The organism is Ruegeria sp. ABV3_008 (assembly GCF_056161185.1).
In genome coordinates, this window is record NZ_JBSWYP010000003.1 from 118,338 (window position 1) to 137,941 (window position 19,604).

General features: G+C 59.3%; 20 protein-coding genes and 2 tRNA genes. 10 read left to right on the plus strand and 12 right to left on the minus strand.

Translation table 11 applies throughout. The features are described 5' to 3' along the window. Positions 1 to 49: 49 nt before the first annotated feature. Positions 50 to 430, minus strand: a complete 381-nt coding sequence (locus tag ACXAH8_RS07105; RefSeq protein WP_475217187.1) for a hypothetical protein — start codon at positions 428 to 430, stop codon at positions 50 to 52. Positions 431 to 583: 153 nt separating this feature from the next. Here ACXAH8_RS07105 and ACXAH8_RS07110 point away from each other — a divergent pair, with 153 nt between their 5' ends. Continuing rightward, positions 584 to 1,234, plus strand: a complete 651-nt coding sequence (locus tag ACXAH8_RS07110) for a carbonic anhydrase (protein ID WP_170380271.1) — start codon at positions 584 to 586, stop codon at positions 1,232 to 1,234. Between the two features lie 84 nt (positions 1,235 to 1,318). Beyond that, a complete protein-coding gene (locus ACXAH8_RS07115; RefSeq protein ID WP_475217189.1) occupies positions 1,319 to 1,855 on the plus strand; it encodes an SRPBCC family protein in 537 nt (178 codons plus the stop codon). Positions 1,856 to 1,876: 21 nt separating this feature from the next. Here ACXAH8_RS07115 and ACXAH8_RS07120 read toward each other — a convergent pair whose 3' ends face one another. The 4 genes from ACXAH8_RS07120 to ACXAH8_RS07135 form a co-directional block, all read right to left on the minus strand. After that, a complete protein-coding gene (locus ACXAH8_RS07120; protein ID WP_475217191.1) occupies positions 1,877 to 3,709 on the minus strand; it encodes an amidohydrolase in 1,833 nt (610 codons plus the stop codon). Between the two features lie 160 nt (positions 3,710 to 3,869). Continuing rightward, on the minus strand, positions 3,870 to 4,892 hold the full coding sequence (locus ACXAH8_RS07125) for an aspartate-semialdehyde dehydrogenase (protein ID WP_170380274.1): 1,023 nt from the start codon (positions 4,890 to 4,892) through the stop codon (positions 3,870 to 3,872). A 103-nt stretch (positions 4,893 to 4,995) separates the two neighbouring features. Then, positions 4,996 to 6,027 (minus strand): glycosyltransferase family 4 protein, encoded by a 1,032-nt coding sequence (locus ACXAH8_RS07130; protein WP_475217193.1) that lies wholly within the window; start codon positions 6,025 to 6,027, stop codon positions 4,996 to 4,998. 21 nt (positions 6,028 to 6,048) lie between these two features. Further along, the gene (locus tag ACXAH8_RS07135; RefSeq protein WP_475217195.1) at positions 6,049 to 7,221 is read right to left on the minus strand and encodes an MFS transporter; all 1,173 of its coding nucleotides are present in this window, start codon (positions 7,219 to 7,221) and stop codon (positions 6,049 to 6,051) included. A 141-nt stretch (positions 7,222 to 7,362) separates the two neighbouring features. On the opposite strand from ACXAH8_RS07135, the gene ACXAH8_RS07140 reads away from it, so the two are divergent. The 3 genes from ACXAH8_RS07140 to ACXAH8_RS07150 all read left to right on the plus strand — a co-directional run bounded on the left by ACXAH8_RS07140 (position 7,363) and on the right by ACXAH8_RS07150 (position 10,266). Beyond that, positions 7,363 to 8,505, plus strand: coding sequence for a DUF3095 domain-containing protein (locus tag ACXAH8_RS07140; RefSeq protein WP_475217196.1), 1,143 nt, complete (start codon positions 7,363 to 7,365; stop codon positions 8,503 to 8,505). A gap of 99 nt (positions 8,506 to 8,604) precedes the next feature. Then, entirely contained in the window at positions 8,605 to 9,039 is a 435-nt protein-coding gene (gene hpaR / locus ACXAH8_RS07145) for a homoprotocatechuate degradation operon regulator HpaR (protein WP_170380277.1), read from the plus strand. A 531-nt stretch (positions 9,040 to 9,570) separates the two neighbouring features. Next, the gene (locus ACXAH8_RS07150; RefSeq protein ID WP_475217198.1) at positions 9,571 to 10,266 is read left to right on the plus strand and encodes a fumarylacetoacetate hydrolase family protein; all 696 of its coding nucleotides are present in this window, start codon (positions 9,571 to 9,573) and stop codon (positions 10,264 to 10,266) included. 3 nt (positions 10,267 to 10,269) lie between these two features. Here the strand turns inward: ACXAH8_RS07150 and ACXAH8_RS07155 are convergent, their stop codons facing one another. Further along, on the minus strand, positions 10,270 to 11,484 hold the full coding sequence (locus ACXAH8_RS07155) for a winged helix-turn-helix domain-containing protein (RefSeq protein ID WP_475217199.1): 1,215 nt from the start codon (positions 11,482 to 11,484) through the stop codon (positions 10,270 to 10,272). 4 nt (positions 11,485 to 11,488) lie between these two features. Further along, positions 11,489 to 12,514 (minus strand): LacI family DNA-binding transcriptional regulator, encoded by a 1,026-nt coding sequence (locus tag ACXAH8_RS07160; RefSeq protein WP_170380279.1) that lies wholly within the window; start codon positions 12,512 to 12,514, stop codon positions 11,489 to 11,491. Between the two features lie 137 nt (positions 12,515 to 12,651). Between ACXAH8_RS07160 and ACXAH8_RS07165 the strand changes: the two genes are divergently transcribed. The 5 genes from ACXAH8_RS07165 to nadC all read left to right on the plus strand — a co-directional run bounded on the left by ACXAH8_RS07165 (position 12,652) and on the right by nadC (position 17,223). Beyond that, positions 12,652 to 12,728, plus strand: a tRNA-Arg gene (locus ACXAH8_RS07165). 123 nt (positions 12,729 to 12,851) lie between these two features. Then, positions 12,852 to 13,766 carry an NUDIX hydrolase gene (locus ACXAH8_RS07170; protein ID WP_475217201.1) on the plus strand — a complete coding sequence of 305 codons (915 nt, stop codon included), beginning with the start codon at positions 12,852 to 12,854 and terminating at the stop codon, positions 13,764 to 13,766. A 77-nt stretch (positions 13,767 to 13,843) separates the two neighbouring features. Beyond that, complete coding sequence (nadA, locus tag ACXAH8_RS07175; RefSeq protein ID WP_475217202.1) at positions 13,844 to 14,815, plus strand: quinolinate synthase NadA; 972 nt, start codon at positions 13,844 to 13,846, stop codon at positions 14,813 to 14,815. Then, positions 14,812 to 16,350 carry an L-aspartate oxidase gene (locus tag ACXAH8_RS07180; RefSeq protein ID WP_475217203.1) on the plus strand — a complete coding sequence of 513 codons (1,539 nt, stop codon included), beginning with the start codon at positions 14,812 to 14,814 and terminating at the stop codon, positions 16,348 to 16,350. Before nadA ends, ACXAH8_RS07180 begins: the two co-directional genes overlap by 4 nt. A 3-nt stretch (positions 16,351 to 16,353) precedes the next feature. Continuing rightward, entirely contained in the window at positions 16,354 to 17,223 is an 870-nt protein-coding gene (gene nadC / locus ACXAH8_RS07185; protein WP_475217205.1) for a carboxylating nicotinate-nucleotide diphosphorylase, read from the plus strand. A gap of 218 nt (positions 17,224 to 17,441) precedes the next feature. On the opposite strand, the gene ACXAH8_RS07190 is transcribed toward nadC, so the two are convergent. From ACXAH8_RS07190 to ACXAH8_RS07210, 5 genes are all read right to left on the minus strand, one after another. Then, positions 17,442 to 17,603, minus strand: a complete 162-nt coding sequence (locus tag ACXAH8_RS07190) for a DUF6538 domain-containing protein (RefSeq protein WP_475217206.1) — start codon at positions 17,601 to 17,603, stop codon at positions 17,442 to 17,444. 63 nt (positions 17,604 to 17,666) lie between these two features. After that, positions 17,667 to 17,741, minus strand: a tRNA-Phe gene (locus tag ACXAH8_RS07195). 79 nt (positions 17,742 to 17,820) lie between these two features. After that, on the minus strand, positions 17,821 to 18,003 hold the full coding sequence (locus ACXAH8_RS07200) for a DNA gyrase inhibitor YacG (RefSeq protein ID WP_170462961.1): 183 nt from the start codon (positions 18,001 to 18,003) through the stop codon (positions 17,821 to 17,823). Further along, positions 18,000 to 19,022 carry a ribonuclease E/G gene (locus tag ACXAH8_RS07205; protein WP_475217208.1) on the minus strand — a complete coding sequence of 341 codons (1,023 nt, stop codon included), beginning with the start codon at positions 19,020 to 19,022 and terminating at the stop codon, positions 18,000 to 18,002. The genes ACXAH8_RS07200 and ACXAH8_RS07205 overlap by 4 nt, the downstream gene beginning before the upstream one ends. Beyond that, entirely contained in the window at positions 19,019 to 19,597 is a 579-nt protein-coding gene (locus tag ACXAH8_RS07210; protein ID WP_475217210.1) for a Maf family protein, read from the minus strand. The genes ACXAH8_RS07205 and ACXAH8_RS07210 overlap by 4 nt, the downstream gene beginning before the upstream one ends. Between the last annotated feature and the right edge of the window lie 7 nt (positions 19,598 to 19,604).

Below are 19,604 nucleotides of genomic sequence, written 5' to 3' on the forward strand. Positions count from 1 at the left end.
AGTGAATTTGCGACCAGACTATCCGCCTACGGCGTGCCCGCAACCCCCATCAAACCGAAAGGTCCTGCTGATCCCAAATCGCGGTCAGAGAGCGCTCTCCAACCCGGATCAACCGCGCCAGCGTTGCACCTGCTGCAACCGCATCGCCCGCATCGACGGCACCGGTGACATCGCCGGCAACCCGCGCCAGCGCCGTCATTCCGATCTGATCGGCGATTGCCACCAGCGACTTGGAGCATTTGCGCAATGCCTCCCAATCGCGTTGCCGCCAGTGCCGTTCGCAATTCGATAAGCGCACAGCCAGTTCCTCGACCGTGCGGCACAGCACGTCCAGCGCGTTCTTGTCGCCCAATTGCCGGTACAGCCCGCTGAGGCGATCCGGATCCAGTCGCACGGTTTCCTTGTGTTCAAGCCTGAGTACGTTTTCCACCACATTCACCCTAGTTTAGTCGCCCCCACGGCGTGGCATTGATCCTTGCTGTCAATTCCTTTGCAAAACCTTGCGATGAATTTGGATAATGGCTCGAATTTTTCTTGAATTCGGTTTACAGCAGCCTACGAAACGAAAGACGGGAATGCCGAAATGGATTTAGCCAAACCTTTGCCGACCTATCTGGTGAAACGGTATCACGGCTGGAAAGCGACGACCTATTCCGAAAATCAGGTCTGGTATCGGCGTTTGGCGGATGAGGGGCAGCGCCCCCGTGCGATGGTGATTTGCTGTTGCGACAGCCGCGTTCATGTGACCGCGATCTTCGGTGCCGATCAGGGTGAGTTCTTCATTCACCGCAACATTGCCAACCTTGTGCCGCCTTACGCGCCGGATGGGGATCACCACGGGACCAGTGCAGCCATCGAATATGCTGTGACCGCGTTGAAAGTGGCGCATCTGATCGTGCTTGGTCATTCGCAATGCGGTGGGGTGCAGGGCTGCATAGACATGTGCAAAGGGGAAGCCCCGCAGCTGGAAGCAAAAGAGAGCTTTGTTGGCCGTTGGATGGATATCCTCAAGCCCAAGTATGAACAGGTCGCGGATATCGAGGATGGCGTCGAGCAGGCCCGCCAGTTTGAACGTCAGGCCGTTGTTGCGTCGCTGGAAAACCTGATGACCTTCCCGTTTGTTTCCGACGCGGTCAAGAACGATACGCTCAGCCTGCACGGGCTTTGGACAGATATCGGTGCGGGCGGGTTGGAGTGTTTCGATCCCTATCAGAAAAAGTTTGTTCCGGTCTGACGTGCCAATGTCGCGGTAAGCGGCGGTTCCGTCCAATTTTCTATGATATGCTCCCGGCAAAGGAATTTCCTTTTGGAGCATATTATGAAATTGATTAAACGCGTTTTTCTTGGCCTGATCGTTCTTGTACTGGCACTGGTCGGCATTGCGTACCTGCTGCCCTCAAAAGCTGATGTGTCCCGTAGCATCACGATCAACGCCGCGCCTGACGCGATCTTTCCATATGTAAACTCGATGCAGCAGACCGAGCATTGGTCACCTTGGTTGCACCGGGACCCCGAGACCAAGCTGACCTATTCCGGGCCAGAGTCGGGGGTGGGGAATATTTTGAACTGGAGCTCTGACGACCCGCAGGTCGGCACCGGATCACAAAAAATCTTGGCGAGCGTCGAAAACCAAAGCGTCCAGACCGCGCTTGATTTTGGCCCGATGGGAACAGCCTCGGCCGCCTTCCTCTTGCAGCCCGATGGGGATCAGACGCAGGTTACATGGGGCTTCGAATCCGAGTTTGGCATGAACCCGATGTCTCGTTGGATGGGGGTAATGATGGACCGGTGGCTAGGCCCAGACTATGAGCGTGGTCTGATGAACCTCAAGGTTTTGGTGGAAGGGCAGGGATAGCCCTGCCCTCGGAAACGCCCTTTAATTGCGTTTTGGTTCCGTCGCCAGCCAAGGCTGTTCGACTTTCATCCCCTGATAAATCGCGTGCAGGAAGGTATGTGCAACAACCGGATCGTTAGAAAAGGGTGAGACGTCCAGCTTTCCTTCTCGGATGCCTTCTTTAGCTTCGTAGACAACTGTATTGTTCTTCACGGTCACCAGAACCTGAAGCTCGGCCAAAGTTTCCGGGTCCACCGCTGTCGGAGCGTCCGAAAGGATGACGAAGTCGGCGACCTTGCCAACTTCGATTGAGCCCTTCTGATCCTCTTCGAAATGCTGCCATGCGGGCCAAATCGTCATGGCCTTGAGGGCGGTCATAACATCGACACGTTGATGCGGGCCAAGTATGTCGCCTGACCGGGTACGTCGCGTCACTGTCGCGGCCAGAACACGCATGCTGTCGGGCAAGGCGACCGGCGCATCGTGATGCGTTCCGAACATCATTTCACGCTCTCGTATCCATCCGGTCGGCGAGATATTCTCACCGTTGATCGGGCCGACGGTATGGTCGCGATGCCAGTCTCCCCAATAAAACGTGTGCATGGGAAAGACAGATGGGAAAACGCCCAAGCGCTTGAAACTGGCGACCTGATCCTCGCGCAGAAACTGGCCATGGATCAGAACCGGGCGGTTTCCGGGGTCGCCGTATTTCATTTGAGCTTCTTCCAGAGCGGCGATCAGCATATCCGATGCGCCTTCGCCATTGGAATGCACCAGGATCTGAATGCCGTTCTCATAGCACCAGTTCACCGCGCCCTGAAGCTGCTCCATCGTGATCGCGGAATAGCCGGCATAGCCTGCGGGGTAAGAGCCAACCGGATCGTAGTAGGGACGGTCGCGCAGCGCCGTGAAACCCTGGGGTGAGCCATCAATGGTCAGCTTGCAGCCGCCCACGCGGACCCTGTTCGTGTAATCCTCTGAGACATTGCTGCCGATGTAGTCTTGTGCCTCCAGAACGTCGGGAAAGGCAACCACGTCAATGGGCAGTTCGCCATTGGCCCCAACCTTTTTCAGCACCTCGACGATCTCACCGGATGATCGGCCTTCTTGCCCGGTGGTGTATCCGAACCGCGCCCAAAGCGCGCTGCCAGCACGGGCAAATTCAGCCAAGCCCTCTTCGCCCAGATCGCCAAGAAGAGGCACTAACAAAGCGAAAAACGCGTATTCCTCTAGTACGCCGTTGGGTTCTCCGTTTTCATCCCGCTGGATAACGCCGCCTGGTGGTGCCTCGGATTCGGCAGTGATGCCCGCAAGTTGCAGTGCCTTTGAGTTGCCAACACCCAAATGTCCGGATTGGTGGATGATCACAACGGGTATGGTGGTGGATACGGCGTCCAGATCCTCGCGCGTGGGATGCCGCAATTCGGCCAGTTGCGCATTGTCATACCCAAAGCCAATGATCATGTTCGCGTTTTCCACGGCTTCGGCATTTGCCTCGGCCCAGGCTGTCAGAGTGGCCTGCAGGCTGGCGATGTCTGTCACCTCTCCGTCCGGAGGTGCCAGCATGTTGGCCGACAAGGCTTGCAGCCCGCCCATCACGACGTGCCCGTGGCTGTCGACAAATCCAGGCAACATTGCTCGGCCTGCAAGATCGAATACTGTGGTCCCATCGCCTTGATGCGCGGCCATATCGGCAAGCGATCCAACCGCCAGAATGCGGCCATCGCGGACCGCCACGGCCTCGGCCGAGGGCTGCTCATCATTGATCGTCAGAATGGGACCGCCGGAATAGATCGTATCGGCTATCTCTTGTGATGTCGCGGACAGCGGAGAAAGAGTGGCGAGTATTATGAAAGGAACAGAGAAAATGCGCATCGTGAAACCCTTTGGATGGTTTTCTTAAGGCTATGAACGCAACTTAGCACGGATTGTTGTGTCTGTCCTTTGTATTGAACGGGATCATGGCTGAGCACACGCAAAGAAAAAGGGCCGCTTCTGACGAAACGGCCCCTTGCGAAGAATATCAATTCAGACGTCAGCCCTTTTTCAGAACCTCACGGCCCAAAAGCTCGGCGATCTGAACCGCGTTCAGGGCGGCACCTTTGCGCAGGTTGTCCGAGACGCACCACAGGTTGATACCGTTTTCAACGGTCGAGTCCTGACGGATGCGGCTGATGAAGGTTGCGAAATCACCAACGCATTCGGTGGGCGAGACGTAGCCGCCGGCCTCACGCTTGTCGATCACCATGATGCCTGGCGCTTCGCGCAGGATATCGCGCGCTTCGTCTTCGTCCAGGAATTCCTCGAACTCGATGTTCACGGCCTCGGAGTGGCCAACGAACACGGGCACGCGAACGCAGGTGGCCGTGACCTTGATCGACGGATCGACGATCTTCTTGGTTTCGACAACCATCTTCCACTCTTCCTTGGTCGAGCCGTCTTCCATGAAGACGTCGATTTGAGGGATGACGTTGAACGCGATCTGTTTCTGGAACTTCTTCGGCTCAACCTCGTTGATCGGGTTGTAGACGGCTTTGGTCTGTTCCCACAGCTCGTCCATGCCCTCTTTGCCCGCACCGGACACCGACTGATAGGTCGAGACAACAACGCGTTTGATCTTGGCGCGGTCATGCAGCGGCTTCAGCGCGACGACCATCTGCGCGGTCGAGCAGTTGGGGTTGGCGATGATGTTCTTGTTCTTGTAGTCGTGGATCGCCTGCGGGTTGCACTCGGGCACGATCAGCGGGATCTCGGGGTCGTAGCGATAGAGCGACGAGTTGTCGATCACCACGCAGCCCGCCGCAGCGGCCTTGGGTGCATAATCCTTGGTCGCGGCAGAGCCTACAGCGAACAGGGCCATATCCCAGCCGGTGAAATCAAAGGTGTCCAGGTCTTTGGTCGTGAGTGTCTTGTCGCCAAATGTCACCTCAGTACCCAGCGAACGACGGCTTGCCAGCACGGCAATTTCGTCCACGGGGAACTGGCGTTCCGCCAGGATGTTCAGCATTTCGCGGCCCACATTACCTGTGGCGCCGACGACGACGACGCGATAGCCCATTTCATGTCTCCAAAGTTAAGGACGCGCGTTCATAGCCGCGTTGCAGCGAAGAAAAAAGGGCTTTCGGCGGGTATTTCGACTAATGACGCCGAATTGAGGCGCTTCATTCGCTCAGAAGACGCTCATAAAGGGCAACCAGCGTCTGTGCCTCGCCCTGAATGTCGAAATTCTGCTCGACATGGGTGCGGGCGGCCTGTCCGGCCTGGGATAGGGAATCACGGTTTTCCAGCATTTCTGCCGCCGCATTGGCCAGTGCCGGGATGTCACCCGGGGCCACCACCCGGCCCAGCGACGGGTCGGTCACGATCTCGGAAAACGCCCCGACATCGGTTGCGACAACGGGCACGCCGCAGGCCATCGCCTCAAGCGGGGTGAGGCCGAAGCCCTCCCACCGTTGGGGGGCGATGAACAGGTCCAGCACCTGATACCATTCGGCAATCTGATCGACCGTCACCTCGGGCATGAATAGGATACGATCCGACAGGCCTGCCTTGGCGACCTTGTTTTTTTGCTCGGCCAGAAAACCCGTGTGTTTTTCAGTCGCGCGGCCCATGACGATGCCCGAGACGTCCTGGGACCGCGCGCACAGATCAATCATGGCGTCGACGAACGCGTCCGTGCCTTTTTGGTGCCGGATGCGTCCGTAGCAGCCCAGCAGCAGGCCATCCGGTAGCCCCAGCCGTGCGCGAAGGGCGGCTTTGTCCTCGGGCGGGGTAAAATCGCCCAGGTTGATGCCATGCATGATCACCTGCGCGTCCCGCTCCAGATAGCCTGCGGTCTTGCGCGAGGTCGCGACAATCGCATCCATCTTGTCGATCAGCCATTTGGTATAGCCCGTATGCGCCCGTTGCGAGGCACTGGTGAACAGCAGTTTCAGTTTCAACCGGAACACATTGCGCAGGATCAGGCCCAGCAACATCTCGGTATTGCGGCGCGCGTGCCAGACCCGCAGCGTGCGACGGGACAGGAAGGGCAGGCGGCCCAGCGGGATATGCGGAATGTCGGCGGGCAGCCCCGGCCCGGTGGCGGCGATGTCGATCTGTTGCGCCTGCAAAGGGACCAGCCGAGCAATCGTTGCCGTCACGCCCGAAAGCCTGCGTTTTAGATTGGGGGCAATGACGACGGGGTCTTTCACCGGGCTCTCCTGATCGTTGCGTCAGTCGACGCTATCCCGGCTGAATAGATAGATCACGCATCCAATGGCAAGGGTCACCGCGAAAAAGCCGAATATCGCCGAGTAGGGGGCCGTGGGGCTTGAGCCCGCATAGGCGGCGTGAATTTGCCCGGTGGCAAATTGCGCAAGCCCTACGCCGCCGATGCCGAAAAGGTTCAGTAAGGTCACGCCGCGCCCAGTCAGATGCGGCGGGATGAAGGCTCGGCCATGCGCCATGATGACTGGAAAGCTCGCGCCCAGAAACCCGATCAGCGACAACATCACAACCGACACCCAGACGGCATTTTCCACCCACAGGCACAAAAGCCCAAGCGCGACCGCACAGAGGACATTGCCACCGACAATCACCCATTTGCGAGTGCCCAGAAGACGATCTAGCGGGCCATAAACAAATGTCCCCGCGATCATCGCGGTTCCCATCACCAACGTGGCCGTACCGATCTGCGTGGTGTTCAGGCTGAACACGTCGTTCAGGTATGGCCCCGCCCAAAGCCCGCGCAATGCCGCCGCCGGAGCGTACGCGACCAGCATCAAGGGCAGGATGAGCCACAAGGCAGGCTCTTTCAGCAAGTCCAGCAAAGATCCTTTGTGGTCGGTCTCGACCTTTTTCGGATCACGCACGCTGAACCAGATGCCCAAGGCGATTGCGGCGGACAGAACCGCCAGCCCAACCATCGTGGCGCGCCAGCCCATCAGCTCGACAGCCAGCGCCGTTGGATAAGACGCGACCAGATTGCCAACCGACCCGACGCCCAGCATCAGCGCCGCCAGCGTGGCGAACCGGGCCGGAGGGAACTCGCGCGCAAAAATGAAGTACGAGGCCATCAGAACCGGTGAACAGCCGACACCGATCAGGGCCATCGCAATGCTGACATGCAGCGGGCTGGTGGCGGCGGCAAAAACAAGCGCCCCTCCGGCCCCACCGATCAGCAGCAAGACGGATGCGCTGAGCCGTGGTCCAATCCGGTCCAGCGCCCAGCCCACTGGGAGCTGCATTGCGGCAAAGACCAGAAACCAGAGGCCCGAGGCAAAGGCCAGATCCTCGGGCGAAGCCCCGATATCACGCGCCAGATCAAGGCTGAGAACGGCAAGGAACGCGCGAAAAAACTGGCTCAGGACATAAGCCAGACATAGTACAACCAAACCTGCCTGCATGAACGGCCCTTTCCTGCGCATTTCCACCGCCCTGATTGGCACGCCGTGGCAAAACGCACAAGCACGTGTACTATGTTGCAAGGGGAGGACAGCGATCACATTCGGGCTAGCTTTACCTCCAATTGGAACAAAGGGGGGACGATGAAAGACCTCCATTCAGATTTTTACGAGTCCCTGCCGCTTTGGCGCGATTTCACCCTTCTGTCGGACCCGGCGCAGTTTGCCTCGGTTCCGGACGATTGGGTTGTGGGTGTTGCCGACATTGTGGATTCGACCGCGCAGATCGCCCAGGGACGGTACAAAACCGTCAACATGGTCGGTGCTGCGGTGATCTCGGCCATGATCAACGCTTTGGAAAACAAGCCTTTCCCTTATGTCTTTGGTGGCGATGGGGCTGGCTTTGCCGTGCCCCCCAGTGCGGCCGATATAGCAGCGGGGGCGTTGGCAACCCTGCGGCGCTGGGCCGAAGAGGAGTTTGAGATGCCTTTGCGCGCTGCCCTCGTTCCGGTGGCGGAACTGCGCAAAGCCGGGAAAGACCTGAGGGTCGCGCGCTATGCTCCGTCCACCGGGGTGGACTATGCCATGTTCGCGGGCGGAGGGCTGGCCTGGGCCGAGGCGCAGATGAAATCCGGGCACTATTCGGTCGCGCCTGCCGCGCCCAACGCGCAGCCAAACCTGGACGGCCTGTCCTGCCGCTGGTCCAACAGCCCTGCGCAGCATGGCCAGATCGTCTCGGTTGTGGTGCAGCCGACGGCCCAGGCGACAGAGCGGGATTTTGCGGATCTGGCGCAATCTGTTGTCACCATGGCCGCAGAACTGGATCGTTCGGGGCATCCAGTTCCGGAAAACGGACCTCCGATGACATGGCCACCGCCGGATGTTGGGCTGGATGCTCATGTCTCGCGCGCAGGGGGCAATCTGTTTGCGCAAAAGCTGAAATTGCTTGGTCAGAACCTGTTGATTGCCCTGTTATTTCTGACGGGCAAGCGGTTGGGGCAGTTCGAACCCGGCCACTATCGGCGTATGGTCAGCCAAAATGCAGACTACCGCAAATTCGACGATGGCCTGAAAATGACGCTGGACTGTGACCCTGCCACGTTGGACCGCCTCCAGCGTATGCTGGATGAAGCCCGCGGTCGCGGCAAAATCCGCTATGGATTGCATGTTCAGGACGAGGCGATGATGACCTGCTTTGTCCCTTCAGCCATGCGGGACGATCACGTTCATTTCGTGGATGGGGCTTCGGGTGGATATGCAAAAGCTGCCGAGGCGATGCGGGTGTAGTTTGCTACTAGTGGCTTTAAATTGATATTTATCAGTGTCTTATAGGTCTTTCCTCTCTAGGTGGCTTGAGGCCTTCTGCTTTTTCAGTAATGATTCAGCATGTCCGATCAACTCCCCTTGGTGTCGCGATCCCTTCCCATCGCGTTGTTGCGCGCCCGTGAACGGGTGATGGGTCCTATTCGCAAATTGCTGATTGATGCCGGGGTAACCGAGCAGCAATGGCGCGTGCTGCGCTTGTTGAAAGAAGAAGGTGCAAGCGAACCGACTGATATCTCGGAACGGGCATGCCTGTTGTTGCCCAGCCTGACGCGCATCCTGCAAAAACTGGAAGACAAGGGCCTGATCAAGCGCCGCTGTCACCCCAAGGATCGACGACGTCAGATTGTCGAGATCACCGCGAAGGGGGAACAGATCATTCAGGACAACCTAACGGGCATTGTTCAACAGGCCGATCGCATGCGCGCGCATCTTGGTCCCGAAAAGCACGAAACGCTTCTGGATATCCTCAACGAGCTGAAAAACTTCAAAGAGTGAGCCGCTGAGCTAAAACCCCGCCGGAGAAGGTAGGGGGAATTCTCCGGCGGGGTGGCCAGACCCGGGTTGGATTCTGTGCCTGGCCCAAGGCCGTTGCGTGTCGTCTTACCCGACGGCCCGGCCCACGTGTCGGAGGGCGCGTCAGCCCAGAAACAGGGTCTAACACGGGCGAAACTCCCAGGGGGATGGGTGTCTTCGCCTGCCGTCTCCGATACGTTCACGTCCCAATGCCGACATGTTGAGGCGTCCGCAAGAGGTATCTTCAGGTCACTTCAGTCGTATTGATCTTTCCGGCAGTACTTCTGTGCCGGGCAGGTGGTGGGGGCGCCATCAATTCTCAAATCCAAAACGCGATCTAGCGCGATTTTACCTGTTTCCAAGGGATTCATACGCCCAGATGCGCCGCGGTAGAAATTGGGCGGCTTTGCGCCTGATCTCGCCGCAAATGTCGGCGTGAACCGGCGCATCGCTACGTCTTGCCAGTTGCGTGCCAGACGATAAGCTGCGCTGCGCAACACTCAGGGGATCCTCATGCCGCATCTGTTTTCTCTACCCGAACCAATCTCGATCCCCGTGGTCGGCGAACAGGCGACCTATCCCATCGGTCGGATTTTCTGCGTTGGGCGCAACTATGCGGCGCATGCCGCTGAAATGGGCCACGAGGTAGATCGTGAGGCACCGTTCTATTTCACCAAGTCGTCCGCAAACGCCATTCTGACCGGAGCGAGCGTGCCATACCCGCCGGGGACCGAAAATTACCACCACGAGATGGAACTGGCCGTCGCCATCGGTCGCCGCGTGTTCCGCGCCGCCCCTGCAGAGGCGTGGGAAGCGGTATATGGTTATGGCTGCGCGCTGGATATGACCCGTCGCGATCTTCAGATCCGCGAACGCAACAAACAGCGCCCTTGGGATCTGGGCAAGGATGTGGAGAACGGTGCTGTCTTTGCGCCTTTGACCCGTGCCGCCGAATGGTCGCCAGAGGACAGCAAGCGCATTCACCTGAGCGTCAACGCCGAGGTTCGGCAGGACGCGACTTTGCATGAGTTGATCTGGAAAATTGATGAGATCATCTGCCACCTGTCCGGTTTCTATCACCTGCGCCCCGGCGACGTGATCCTGACAGGCACCCCCGCCGGGGTAGGGCCGGTTGGTGCAGGGGATGAAATTGAAGGTGGGATAGATGGGTTGGAGCCCATTCACCTGACCCTGACGGACGCAGAATAGAGTCTATTTAGGCTCTTTCAGCCAGTCATTGGCAAATTCGACCGTATCGAGACCGGTAAATCGGCGCACCCTGTCCAACTCGGATTGCAGCCGTCGCGTGCGCGCATCCGACCAGCGTATCGCGCGCTCCGGCCAGAGGGATGTGACGCGCAGAACGCCTTCGTCGCGATGGGCTTTCATGTCGATCCGGCCAATCAGCTTGTCGCCTTCCAGAAGCGGGAAAACATAGTAACCGTAGGTCCGCTTGGCCTCGGGCACGAAAACTTCGATCCGGTAGTGAAAACCGAACAGCCGCTCGGCCCGGTTCCGGTCACGCAGCATCGGATCGAATGGGCTGAGAACTCGGATGCGGCCTGTTGGTGCGGGCAGATCGCTCAAGCCATCGGTCAGATCGGGGCGGGTAAACAGTTTGCGAAGGCGTCCGTCGACGCAAGCGACCTCGACCTCCTCTAGTGCGCCTGATTGCAACCCTTGGGCGCACCAGGCCTTAGCCTCAGCCGCGCTAACGGTATCCCAAAACGCGGCCAGCTCACCCGAAGTGGCAAAGCCAAGCCGGTCCAGCGCCGCATTGCAAAGCCAATCAACCGTCGCCTCGGCGTCATAGGGTCGCTGACCGGGGCAGAGATGCGTTTCGATAACCCGTTCGGTCAGATCATAGCGTTTCTGAAACCCCTCCCGCCCGACAACGGTCAGCGCGCCCGAGCGCCACAGATACTCAAGCGCGGTCTTGGACGGGTGCCAATCCCACCACCCGCCAGAGCCCTTCTTTTCATCCTTCCCCACGTCGGACGAGGACACTGGCCCATGATCGCGGATATGGCTCAGAACCGTTTCGAACTGCTGCTCAAACCCGTCACGGCGCCAGTTTTTCCACCGCGATTTTAGCAGATCTGCATCGCGCTGGAACCGCAGATGCCAATGCGCGTAATACTCCATCGGAATGACGGCGGCATCGTGGGTCCAGTGTTCGAACAGCGCCCGGTCCCGCTCATACAAACGCTTGAGGTTCCCGCTGCGATAGCTGGGCCTACGCGAAAACAGGATCATGTCATGCGCGCGCGCCACGGTATTGATGCTGTCGAGTTGAACGAAGCCCAGCCTCTGGATCAGATCCAGCAGATCGGTGCCCTTAGAGCCGCCCGAAGGAGATTCGGCCAGCGCGTGGCGATCCATGAAGATCGCCCGCGCCGTGCGGTTGTCCAGCCGTTTCAGCGCCACGATATCAGCGCCGTTTCAGCGTATCCCCAAAGTTGACCTTGGGGGTCAGAGTCACGCGGGTCTCGATCTCGGCATTTGGATCGTCAAGCTGCGTGGCGATGATCTTGGCCGCTTGCTGTCCGATCTCAAGTCGGCAGGCATCCATCGTCGCCAGTTTGCGGGGCAGGCCCTGCAGAAGTTCGACATTGTTGAAACCCGCCAAGCCGATCTGACCGGGAATGTCGATGCCCTGCTCTAGCAGGTACAACAGTCCCCCAGCGCCAATCATATCATTAGAATAATACAGAAAATCCAGATCTGGCGAGCGTTCCAGCATTGCTTGCGTCATCTCGCGCCCCTTGGCCAGAGCCGAGCCGCCCGAATAGAATTCCCGATCCTCGATCTCGATCCCGTGCTTGCCCATAACCTCGGTAAAGCCTTCGAAGCGCTTCCGCGCTCGGTGGTCCAACGGCATCTTGGTGCCCATGAAGCCGATATGTTCATAGCCCGCTTTCAGGATCGCCTGCGCCATTTCGCGCCCGGCGCGACGATGAGAGATCCCGACCATCGCATCAACCGGTTTGCCGTCGGTATCCATGATTTCGACCACTGGAATTCCCGCCGAATCCAGCATCGCCCGCGCCGCGTCTGTATGCTCGAGCCCGGCAATGATCACCCCCGAGGGTCGCCAGGAGAGCATCTCATACAGCACCTTTTCCTCTTTCTCGGGCAGGTAGTCGGTGACGCCGACCACAGGCTGCAGATCGGTGTCTTCCAGCACTTGATTGATGCCGGTCAGAACCTCGGGAAAGACCATGTTGGACAGGGATGGTATGATGACCGCCACCAGATTGACCCGGCTAGAGGCCAGCGCGCCTGCGATCTTGTTGGGCACATAGCCCAGTTCCTTCGCAGCGGCCAAAACGCGGGTGCGCGTCGCATCCGACACATCGCCCCGATTGCGCAGGACCCGGCTGACCGTCATCTCGGATACCCCAGAAGCCTCAGAGACATCGCGGAGGGTAAGCGGGCGTTTTGTTTCTGTGTTCACGGAAGGCACCTGCGTTGTTGTTTTATCTGATGCTAGCGTAAACACCGTGCAGTTTACAACTGTTCAGCACGCCTACAGCAAACCCACAGTAAACCCCATGACAAGCCGAAAAAACAAAGGTAGAGAGGGCTTTGCACGGCCCCGTGGCTCAACTGGATAGAGCAGCCCCCTCCTAAGGGGCAGGTTGCAGGTTCGAATCCTGCCGGGGTCGCCACTGCAAATGCCGGAAATGCCTTCAATCAACGGCGAAAACCTGATTTTGAGGTCGGTGTTGGCACTATGGCATTTTCCTCAAGCAAAGGTTTGAAATCTGGGTTAGAAATCAAACACGATGTCAATGATTGGCATTGCGCAATACACAGGTATCTTCTTGCCCAGCGGACTAGCCCCTGCCGAACTGATCGCAATCCTTGTCGCCGTGACCGACAACCAGCCGCGTGTCATGACCTTGCGGGGCGGTGAGGCGCTGCCATCGGGGCCGTTCGAATCTTCTCATCGCAGCCTACAGAGCAGCCTGCGTGCTTGGATTGAAGCCCAGACCGGCCATCCCGTGGGGTATCTCGAACAGCTTTATACCTTTGCGGACAGGGATCGCGATCCTCGGTCTGGGGATGTAGAAACCTCGCAGCGGATCTCGATCAGCTATCTAGGGCTGGTGCGCGAACAGGATGCAGCCGGGGCAGGGCGCCCGTCCTGGCGAAGTTGGTACCGGTACTTCCCGTGGGAAGATCATCGCGACAGCATCCCCGAAGAAGTGCCGCGCATCGCCGATCGCCTAACGGCTTGGGCGGGGGTGGACCCGCTCAAGGCACAGCGTGTCGATTATCTGTTCGGTCTGAACGGAAAGACGTGGAACGAGGAACTGGTTCTGCAGCGCTATGAGCTAATGTATGAGGCCGGTCTGGTCGACGTGCCCGAGTTTGGCCTGCCCATGGCGGGGGACAACCGCCGCATCCTTGCCACTGGCATTTCGCGGTTGCGGGCCAAGATCAAATATTCTCCGGTCGTGTTCGAGCTGATGCCTGAGAGCTTTACCCTGCTTCAATTGCAGCGCACGGTCGAGGCGCTGTCGGGTCTGCATTTGCACAAACCCAATTTCCGCCGCCAGATCGACCAGCAGGAACTGGTTGAAGAAACAGGCGAAATCTCGAGCGGCACCGGCGGCCGCCCGGCGCGTCTGTTCCGATATCGACCTGCTATTCTTGAGGCCCGCATGCTGTCGGGCGCAAGGCTGCCTCTGTCCAAATCCTGAGTTGCACTTGACATAATCTCGAATCGAGAATAATCACGGCTCGAATGTACTCGAATCGAGTATAAATGGAGGAGCCAATGAAAGATTTCCGCCTGCCAGAGTTGTACGATCGGGTTAAGCAAGTCATTCCGCCAGCCGAATGGATGCAGTACGAAGAGGATCTGGAAGCTATTCTCGACCTGAAGCAGCAGAAGAATGCCGTCATCCTAGCGCACAATTACCAAACGCCCGAGATCTTTCACGGCGTGGCCGATATCGTAGGCGATAGCCTTGCTCTTGCGCGCGAAGCAGTTGAGGTCGACGCCGATGTCATCGTACTGGCGGGCGTGCACTTCATGGCCGAAACCGCCAAGCTGCTGAACCCTGAGAAGACCGTGTTGATCCCCGATATGGGGGCAGGATGTTCGCTGGCGGATTCCATCACGCCCGAAGATATCGCACTGTTGCGCGAAGCCCATCCGGGTGTGCCGGTGATCACCTATGTCAACACATCGGCTGCGGTGAAGGCTGCCTCAGATATCTGCTGCACCTCGGGCAACGCGGTGAAAGTGGTGGAGTCCCTCGGGGTGCCGCGTGTGTTGATGATACCGGATGAGTACCTTGCCAAGAACGTCGCCAAAGAGACCGATGTCGAACTGATCGCCTGGCACGGGCATTGCGAGGTGCATGAGCTGTTCACCCCGGACGACATTCGGGCGATGCGCGAGGCGTGGCCGGGCGTCACGGTGTTGGCCCACCCGGAATGTCCGCCCGAGGTCGTGGCCGAGGCGGATTTCTCAGGCTCTACCGCTGTGATGTCGGACTTCGTCGGCGAAAAGAAACCTGCAAGGGTTTGTCTGCTGACCGAATGCTCCATGAGCGACAATGTGGCGTTGAATCACCCAGACGTGGAATTCGTGCGCCCGTGCAATTTGTGCCCGCATATGAAGCGCATCAGTTTGGGTAATATTCGCAAAGCGCTGGAATTGGGTCGCCACGAAGTCACCGTCGATCCGGCCATCGCTGACGATGCGCGCCGTTCGGTCGAGCGGATGCTGGCCGTGAAATGATCCGGCTCGAGGGGCTCCATGACCGGATCGCCATCATCGGTGGCGGTATCGCTGGGCTGGTGGCCGCTCTGGAACTGGCGCCGCAGCCTGTGGTGCTGATCACTCGCGCCGGGCTGGGGCAGGAATGCTCAAGTGCCTGGGCGCAAGGCGGGATTGCAGCGGCGCTGGGTGCTGATGACGATCCTGCCCGGCATCTGGCTGATACGCTGCGGGCCGGAGATGGGCTGTGTGATGCAACTGTCGCCTCGGGCATTCTTGCAGAGGCCGCAGAGGCGATCGCTGTGCTTGAGCGATACGGCATTCACTTCGACAGGGCGCAGGATGGCACATTTGCCCTGGCGCGCGAGGCCGCGCATTCCCATCGCCGTATTCTGCATATCGGCGGCGACCGAACCGGGGCCGATATCATGTCCGCTCTGACCCGCGCCGTGCAGAATTGCCCCTCAATCACCTGCCTCACGGGCGTCGAAGCCCGGCGTATTGTGACCGCCGACGGGTGCGTTGCCGGAGTTCATCTGCAAGCGATGGGTCAAGCGGCCGTATTGCGAACCGCTCAGGTCATCATGGCGACAGGTGGCTGCGGGGGTCTGTTCGACGCCAGCACCAACCCATCCGGCAATTTCGGGCAAGGGCTGGTGATGGCCGCACGTGCAGGCGCAGCTCTGCGCGATATGGAATTCGTACAATTTCACCCGACCGCGCTGGCCACCTCCCAAGCACCCTTGGCCCTGATCAGCGAGGCGGTGCGGGGCGAGGGGGCAACTCTGATCGACCAGAAAGGCAAGCGGTTCATGGCGCATAACGTGGATGCCGAACTGGCCCCGCGGGACGTGGTGGCCCGCGCCGTGCATCAGGTCATCACAGGCGGCGGGCGCACGTTTCTTGACGCCCGCGCTGCGCTGGGCGCGAGCTTTGCTGAACGTTTTCCCGGCATTCAGGCCCTATGCGCAGCGCATGGCATCGACCCCGCACGTGACCCGATTCCAATTCGTCCGGCTGCGCACTATCACATGGGTGGCGTTGCCGTTAACCAGACCGGCCAGAGTACGTTGCCCGGGTTTTGGGCGATCGGTGAATGTGCGGCGACCGGTTTGCACGGGGCCAATCGCCTTGCCAGCAATTCTCTGCTCGAGGCGGTTGTGATGGCGCGCCGCGCCGCCAGCGATGTCGCGGCCAGCAAGATGCGAGACCGGGCTTTTGTCCCCAACCCCGCTGCGTTGCCTGATCCCGATCCCGGCGCTGTCCGGCCGATAATGTCGCAGCATCTGGGTGTGATCCGCCATGGCGCTGGGCTGCGGAACGCGATCTCGAACCTGTTGCCGCTGGTTCGGTCGTGCGGGCCTGCCTCGGACCCGGCCCTCGTGGCGCTTGCAATCGCAGTCTTCGCCGAAAAGCGCCGAGGCTCCTGCGGCGGGCACTATCGTAGCGACTTCCCTGAGCCAGAGACTAATCCGCGATCAACCCTGATGAACCTGACCGAAATCCTGTCGCATGCGGGTTCGGTCGACCAAGAACCCCAGCTGAGGACAGCCTGATCCATGACCGCCATGCCCCTAACCCCGTTGCCGCGCACGATGTTTGAGCCGATGATCCGGCGCGCTCTGGATGAAGATCTCGGCCTGGCGGGCGATGTCACTTCTGCCGCCGTCATTCCGCCAGATCACCGATCCGAAGTCGTCGCGAGCGCCCGTCAACCCGGTTGCATCGCCGGTCTGGACTGTGCCGAGCTGGCCTGCGCCTTGGTTGATCCCGCCATCACTATGACCCGCCATGTGAACGACGGAGACTCGGTTTCGCGCGGCGCGCCGATCGCAACTTTCCAAGGGCCGTCCCGCAGCCTGTTGATCGCTGAGCGGACCGCGCTCAATTTCATGGGTCATCTCTCAGGCATCGCAAGTGTAACCGCTGATCTGGTGCGCCGTGTCGAAGGCACGCATGTCTCGATCGCCTGCACCCGCAAGACAAGCCCGGGTCTGCGCGCGCTGGAAAAATATGCCGTACGCGCTGGCGGAGGCATGAATCACCGCTATTCCCTAAGCGACGCGGTGCTCATCAAGGACAACCACATCGCCATTGCCGGAGGCGTCGGCCCGGCCCTGACCAGCGCGAAACAAACGATCGGTCATATGGTCAAGATCGAGATCGAGGTCGATACGCTCGCGCAGTTGGAGCAGGTCTTGGAAATCGGCGCCGATGCCGTGCTGCTCGACAACATGAGCCCGGCCACATTGCGCGAGTCAGTGCGTATGATTGATGGGAGAGCCATTGCCGAAGCCTCTGGCGGGATTACACCCGACACCGTGCGCGCGGTGGCGGAAACCGGGGTCGATCTGATTTCAATGGGCTGGATCACCCACAGCGCACCCTGTCTTGATATCGGTTTGGATTTCGTCGCCAGTCACACCTGAAAACACTAGCCGCAGAATACTGGGCGCCGCGGTCATCATCGGTCCATAGGGTAAGCATCCCCGATGTTTGGAATACAACAAATCATAGAGTCGAAGGTTTAGTCGATCTGATTAGATCTAATCTCGTCTCATCAAGGGAGGGCGGTCATCCTCAGACCTGGTAGGTCTACGTCTTGGAAACTTGGGTGATACCAGTGATCATACTTTTGCTGAGCGGTTCATTGCGCTCGGGACTTCGCGACCGTTTCTAACCTTGTTCGCAGCGAGAAAGATGTTTTTCCGGTGGTATAGTGATAATCGAGGTCCTTCGGGTCCCGCCGTGTGAAGCAGAAGACCCCTGCTTTAACAAATGAGAAGGGAATGGTTTTGTTCTCCAGCATGTACTACGCCCTTGGTCAGCTCCAGTTAAAGCTGAAGGGAAACAGTAGCTTACCTGTTGGGAATGGTGCCCGGGGGCGGAATCGAACCACCGACACGAGGATTTTCAATCCACTGCTCTACCCCTGAGCTACCCGGGCACGGGAATGGCAATAGCCATTGGGTGGAGGCCTTCTATGACTTGCACCAAGCAGTGTCCAGAGGCTTTTTGACATTTTTTCAGTGTGGACGGCGGGGGATGTCTTCGGGTTCGGAAATAGCGTCTTCGATATCCTCTTCGCGCTGCGAGGGCACGGCGTACGATCCGTTCAGCCACTTTGCCAGATCCAGATCCGCACAGCGTTTGGAACAGAACGGGCGGTATTTGGAAACCGTCTTTTCCTGACAGATCGGGCAAGTCATTCCAGCACCTCACTCAAAGGGATGCGCCCACGTTTGCGTTGCAGCTCGAAATGGCCCAGCGGTGTCCAACCTGCGAGTGTTGTTTCGATCCCGTCCGCCTTGAACGCGGCACGTAGGGCTTGCTCCAGACCACGACGGTCTTTCTTGGGCATCGGAGCCATGTCGATAGTGATTTGCCCGCCCAGACCACGAACCCTAAGGGCCCGTGGAAGGGTCTTGGCGCAGGCGAAATTGGCTTTTGTACCGGCTGCCAGCGAAGTGTCGGCGCCGGTATTCACATCCACTGCAATAAGCGCGCGAGTGGGTTCGATGTATAGATGCCCTCCGCCCGGCAGAGGCTCGGCAATGCCGCGGGCAATGTCCAGAGCGTCCAGAACACCGTGATGTTCGAAGCCTCCGGCCTCGGTCACGACATCCGCAGGGTCGGTCCAGTCTCGCCAGGCCAGGATATGAGGGCCGTCGCCCTCGGCCAAGGTTTCAGGCTCGGTGCCCGGATCGTTCAGGACTTGATCGGCCTGCGTCAGCATGGCGCCGATGTCTTCGGCAATGTCATCCGCACCCGCACCAACGCAGCATGACCGCAGAATCAGGCCGTAGGCGCTGTCACCCATGACCTCGTGGGCGATTTCCAGCAGGCGGTCGCGCTCATCCTCGTCCTTGATGCTGCGCGAGATGTTCAGGCCCGGAGCTTCGGGTGTGACAATCGCATAGCGGCTTTTGAACAGAACGCGGTCGGTGACCGGAATGGCTTTGCCCGGTTCAGCAAAACCTGTCACCTGCACCAGCAGAAGCGCTCCGGGTGCAAGGCCCTTAACTTGGCGCAGAAAGGCGGGCCCGTCCGGGGTGGTGAGGAACATGCCGCCTTGGCCTTTGACCGGGCGATCTGCACGGGCACGGTAGATCGTGCCGGGGGGCGGTGCGTCTCCGGCGATCAGAAAATCGTCGAGCTTTCCGTCGACCATCAGCGCGGCTGCTTCGCGGCCCTCGATATGGTCCAGAACGATTGTGCGGCCTTTCATGGCGCCTCTCTGTACAATGGGTAGCCGATTGCCTGCAAAAGTGCGGCGGTCTCGGACAAGGGCAGGCCCACGATGCCGGTGAACGATCCGGAAATCCATGGAATGAACGCCCCGGCCGGACCTTGGATGGCATAGCCACCCGCCTTGCCTTGCCAGTCATCTGTCGCAAGATAGGCGTTCACCTCGACATCCGACAAGCGTTTCATCTTGACCTGAGAGACCACGTCACGCTGCAAAACCCGACCTCCGCAGCGCACCGCGACCGAGGTCACAACCCGGTGCCGACGCCCGGACAGAGCATGCAGAAACTCGGCCGCTTCGCCTGCGTTTTCGGGTTTGCCCAGAATGCGTCGTCCCAGCGCCACCGTGGTATCAGCACACAGGACGATATCCGCGCTATCTGCCTGAACTGCCTGCGCTTTTTCGCGTGCAATACGGCTGCAATAGGGAACCGGAAGCTCGCTCTTCAAAGGTGTTTCGTCAATGTCAGGAGGGCGCACGGCATCGGGCTGCACGCCAAGCTGCGCCAGCAGGTCCAGCCGCCTTGGGCTGCCCGATCCGAGGATAAACGCCATGAGGTAG

Excerpts from the sequence above, each read along its gene's own strand:
- ACXAH8_RS07110 (WP_170380271.1), top strand. The coding sequence starts at position 584 with ATGGATTTAGCCAAACCTTTGCCGACCTATCTGGTGAAACGGTATCAC.
- ACXAH8_RS07115 (WP_475217189.1), top strand. The coding sequence starts at position 1,319 with ATGAAATTGATTAAACGCGTTTTTCTTGGCCTGATCGTTCTTGTACTG.
- ACXAH8_RS07120 (WP_475217191.1), bottom strand. The coding sequence starts at position 3,709 with ATGCGCATTTTCTCTGTTCCTTTCATAATACTCGCCACTCTTTCTCCG.
- ACXAH8_RS07125 (WP_170380274.1), bottom strand. The coding sequence starts at position 4,892 with ATGGGCTATCGCGTCGTCGTCGTCGGCGCCACAGGTAATGTGGGCCGC.
- ACXAH8_RS07135 (WP_475217195.1), bottom strand. The coding sequence starts at position 7,221 with ATGCAGGCAGGTTTGGTTGTACTATGTCTGGCTTATGTCCTGAGCCAG.
- ACXAH8_RS07140 (WP_475217196.1), top strand. The coding sequence starts at position 7,363 with ATGAAAGACCTCCATTCAGATTTTTACGAGTCCCTGCCGCTTTGGCGC.
- hpaR (WP_170380277.1), top strand. The coding sequence starts at position 8,605 with ATGTCCGATCAACTCCCCTTGGTGTCGCGATCCCTTCCCATCGCGTTG.
- ACXAH8_RS07150 (WP_475217198.1), top strand. The coding sequence starts at position 9,571 with ATGCCGCATCTGTTTTCTCTACCCGAACCAATCTCGATCCCCGTGGTC.
- ACXAH8_RS07170 (WP_475217201.1), top strand. The coding sequence starts at position 12,852 with ATGATTGGCATTGCGCAATACACAGGTATCTTCTTGCCCAGCGGACTA.
- nadA (WP_475217202.1), top strand. The coding sequence starts at position 13,844 with ATGAAAGATTTCCGCCTGCCAGAGTTGTACGATCGGGTTAAGCAAGTC.
- ACXAH8_RS07180 (WP_475217203.1), top strand. The coding sequence starts at position 14,812 with ATGATCCGGCTCGAGGGGCTCCATGACCGGATCGCCATCATCGGTGGC.
- nadC (WP_475217205.1), top strand. The coding sequence starts at position 16,354 with ATGACCGCCATGCCCCTAACCCCGTTGCCGCGCACGATGTTTGAGCCG.
- ACXAH8_RS07190 (WP_475217206.1), bottom strand. The coding sequence starts at position 17,603 with ATGCTGGAGAACAAAACCATTCCCTTCTCATTTGTTAAAGCAGGGGTC.
- ACXAH8_RS07200 (WP_170462961.1), bottom strand. The coding sequence starts at position 18,003 with ATGACTTGCCCGATCTGTCAGGAAAAGACGGTTTCCAAATACCGCCCG.
- ACXAH8_RS07205 (WP_475217208.1), bottom strand. The coding sequence starts at position 19,022 with ATGAAAGGCCGCACAATCGTTCTGGACCATATCGAGGGCCGCGAAGCA.
- ACXAH8_RS07210 (WP_475217210.1), bottom strand. The coding sequence starts at position 19,597 with ATGGCGTTTATCCTCGGATCGGGCAGCCCAAGGCGGCTGGACCTGCTG.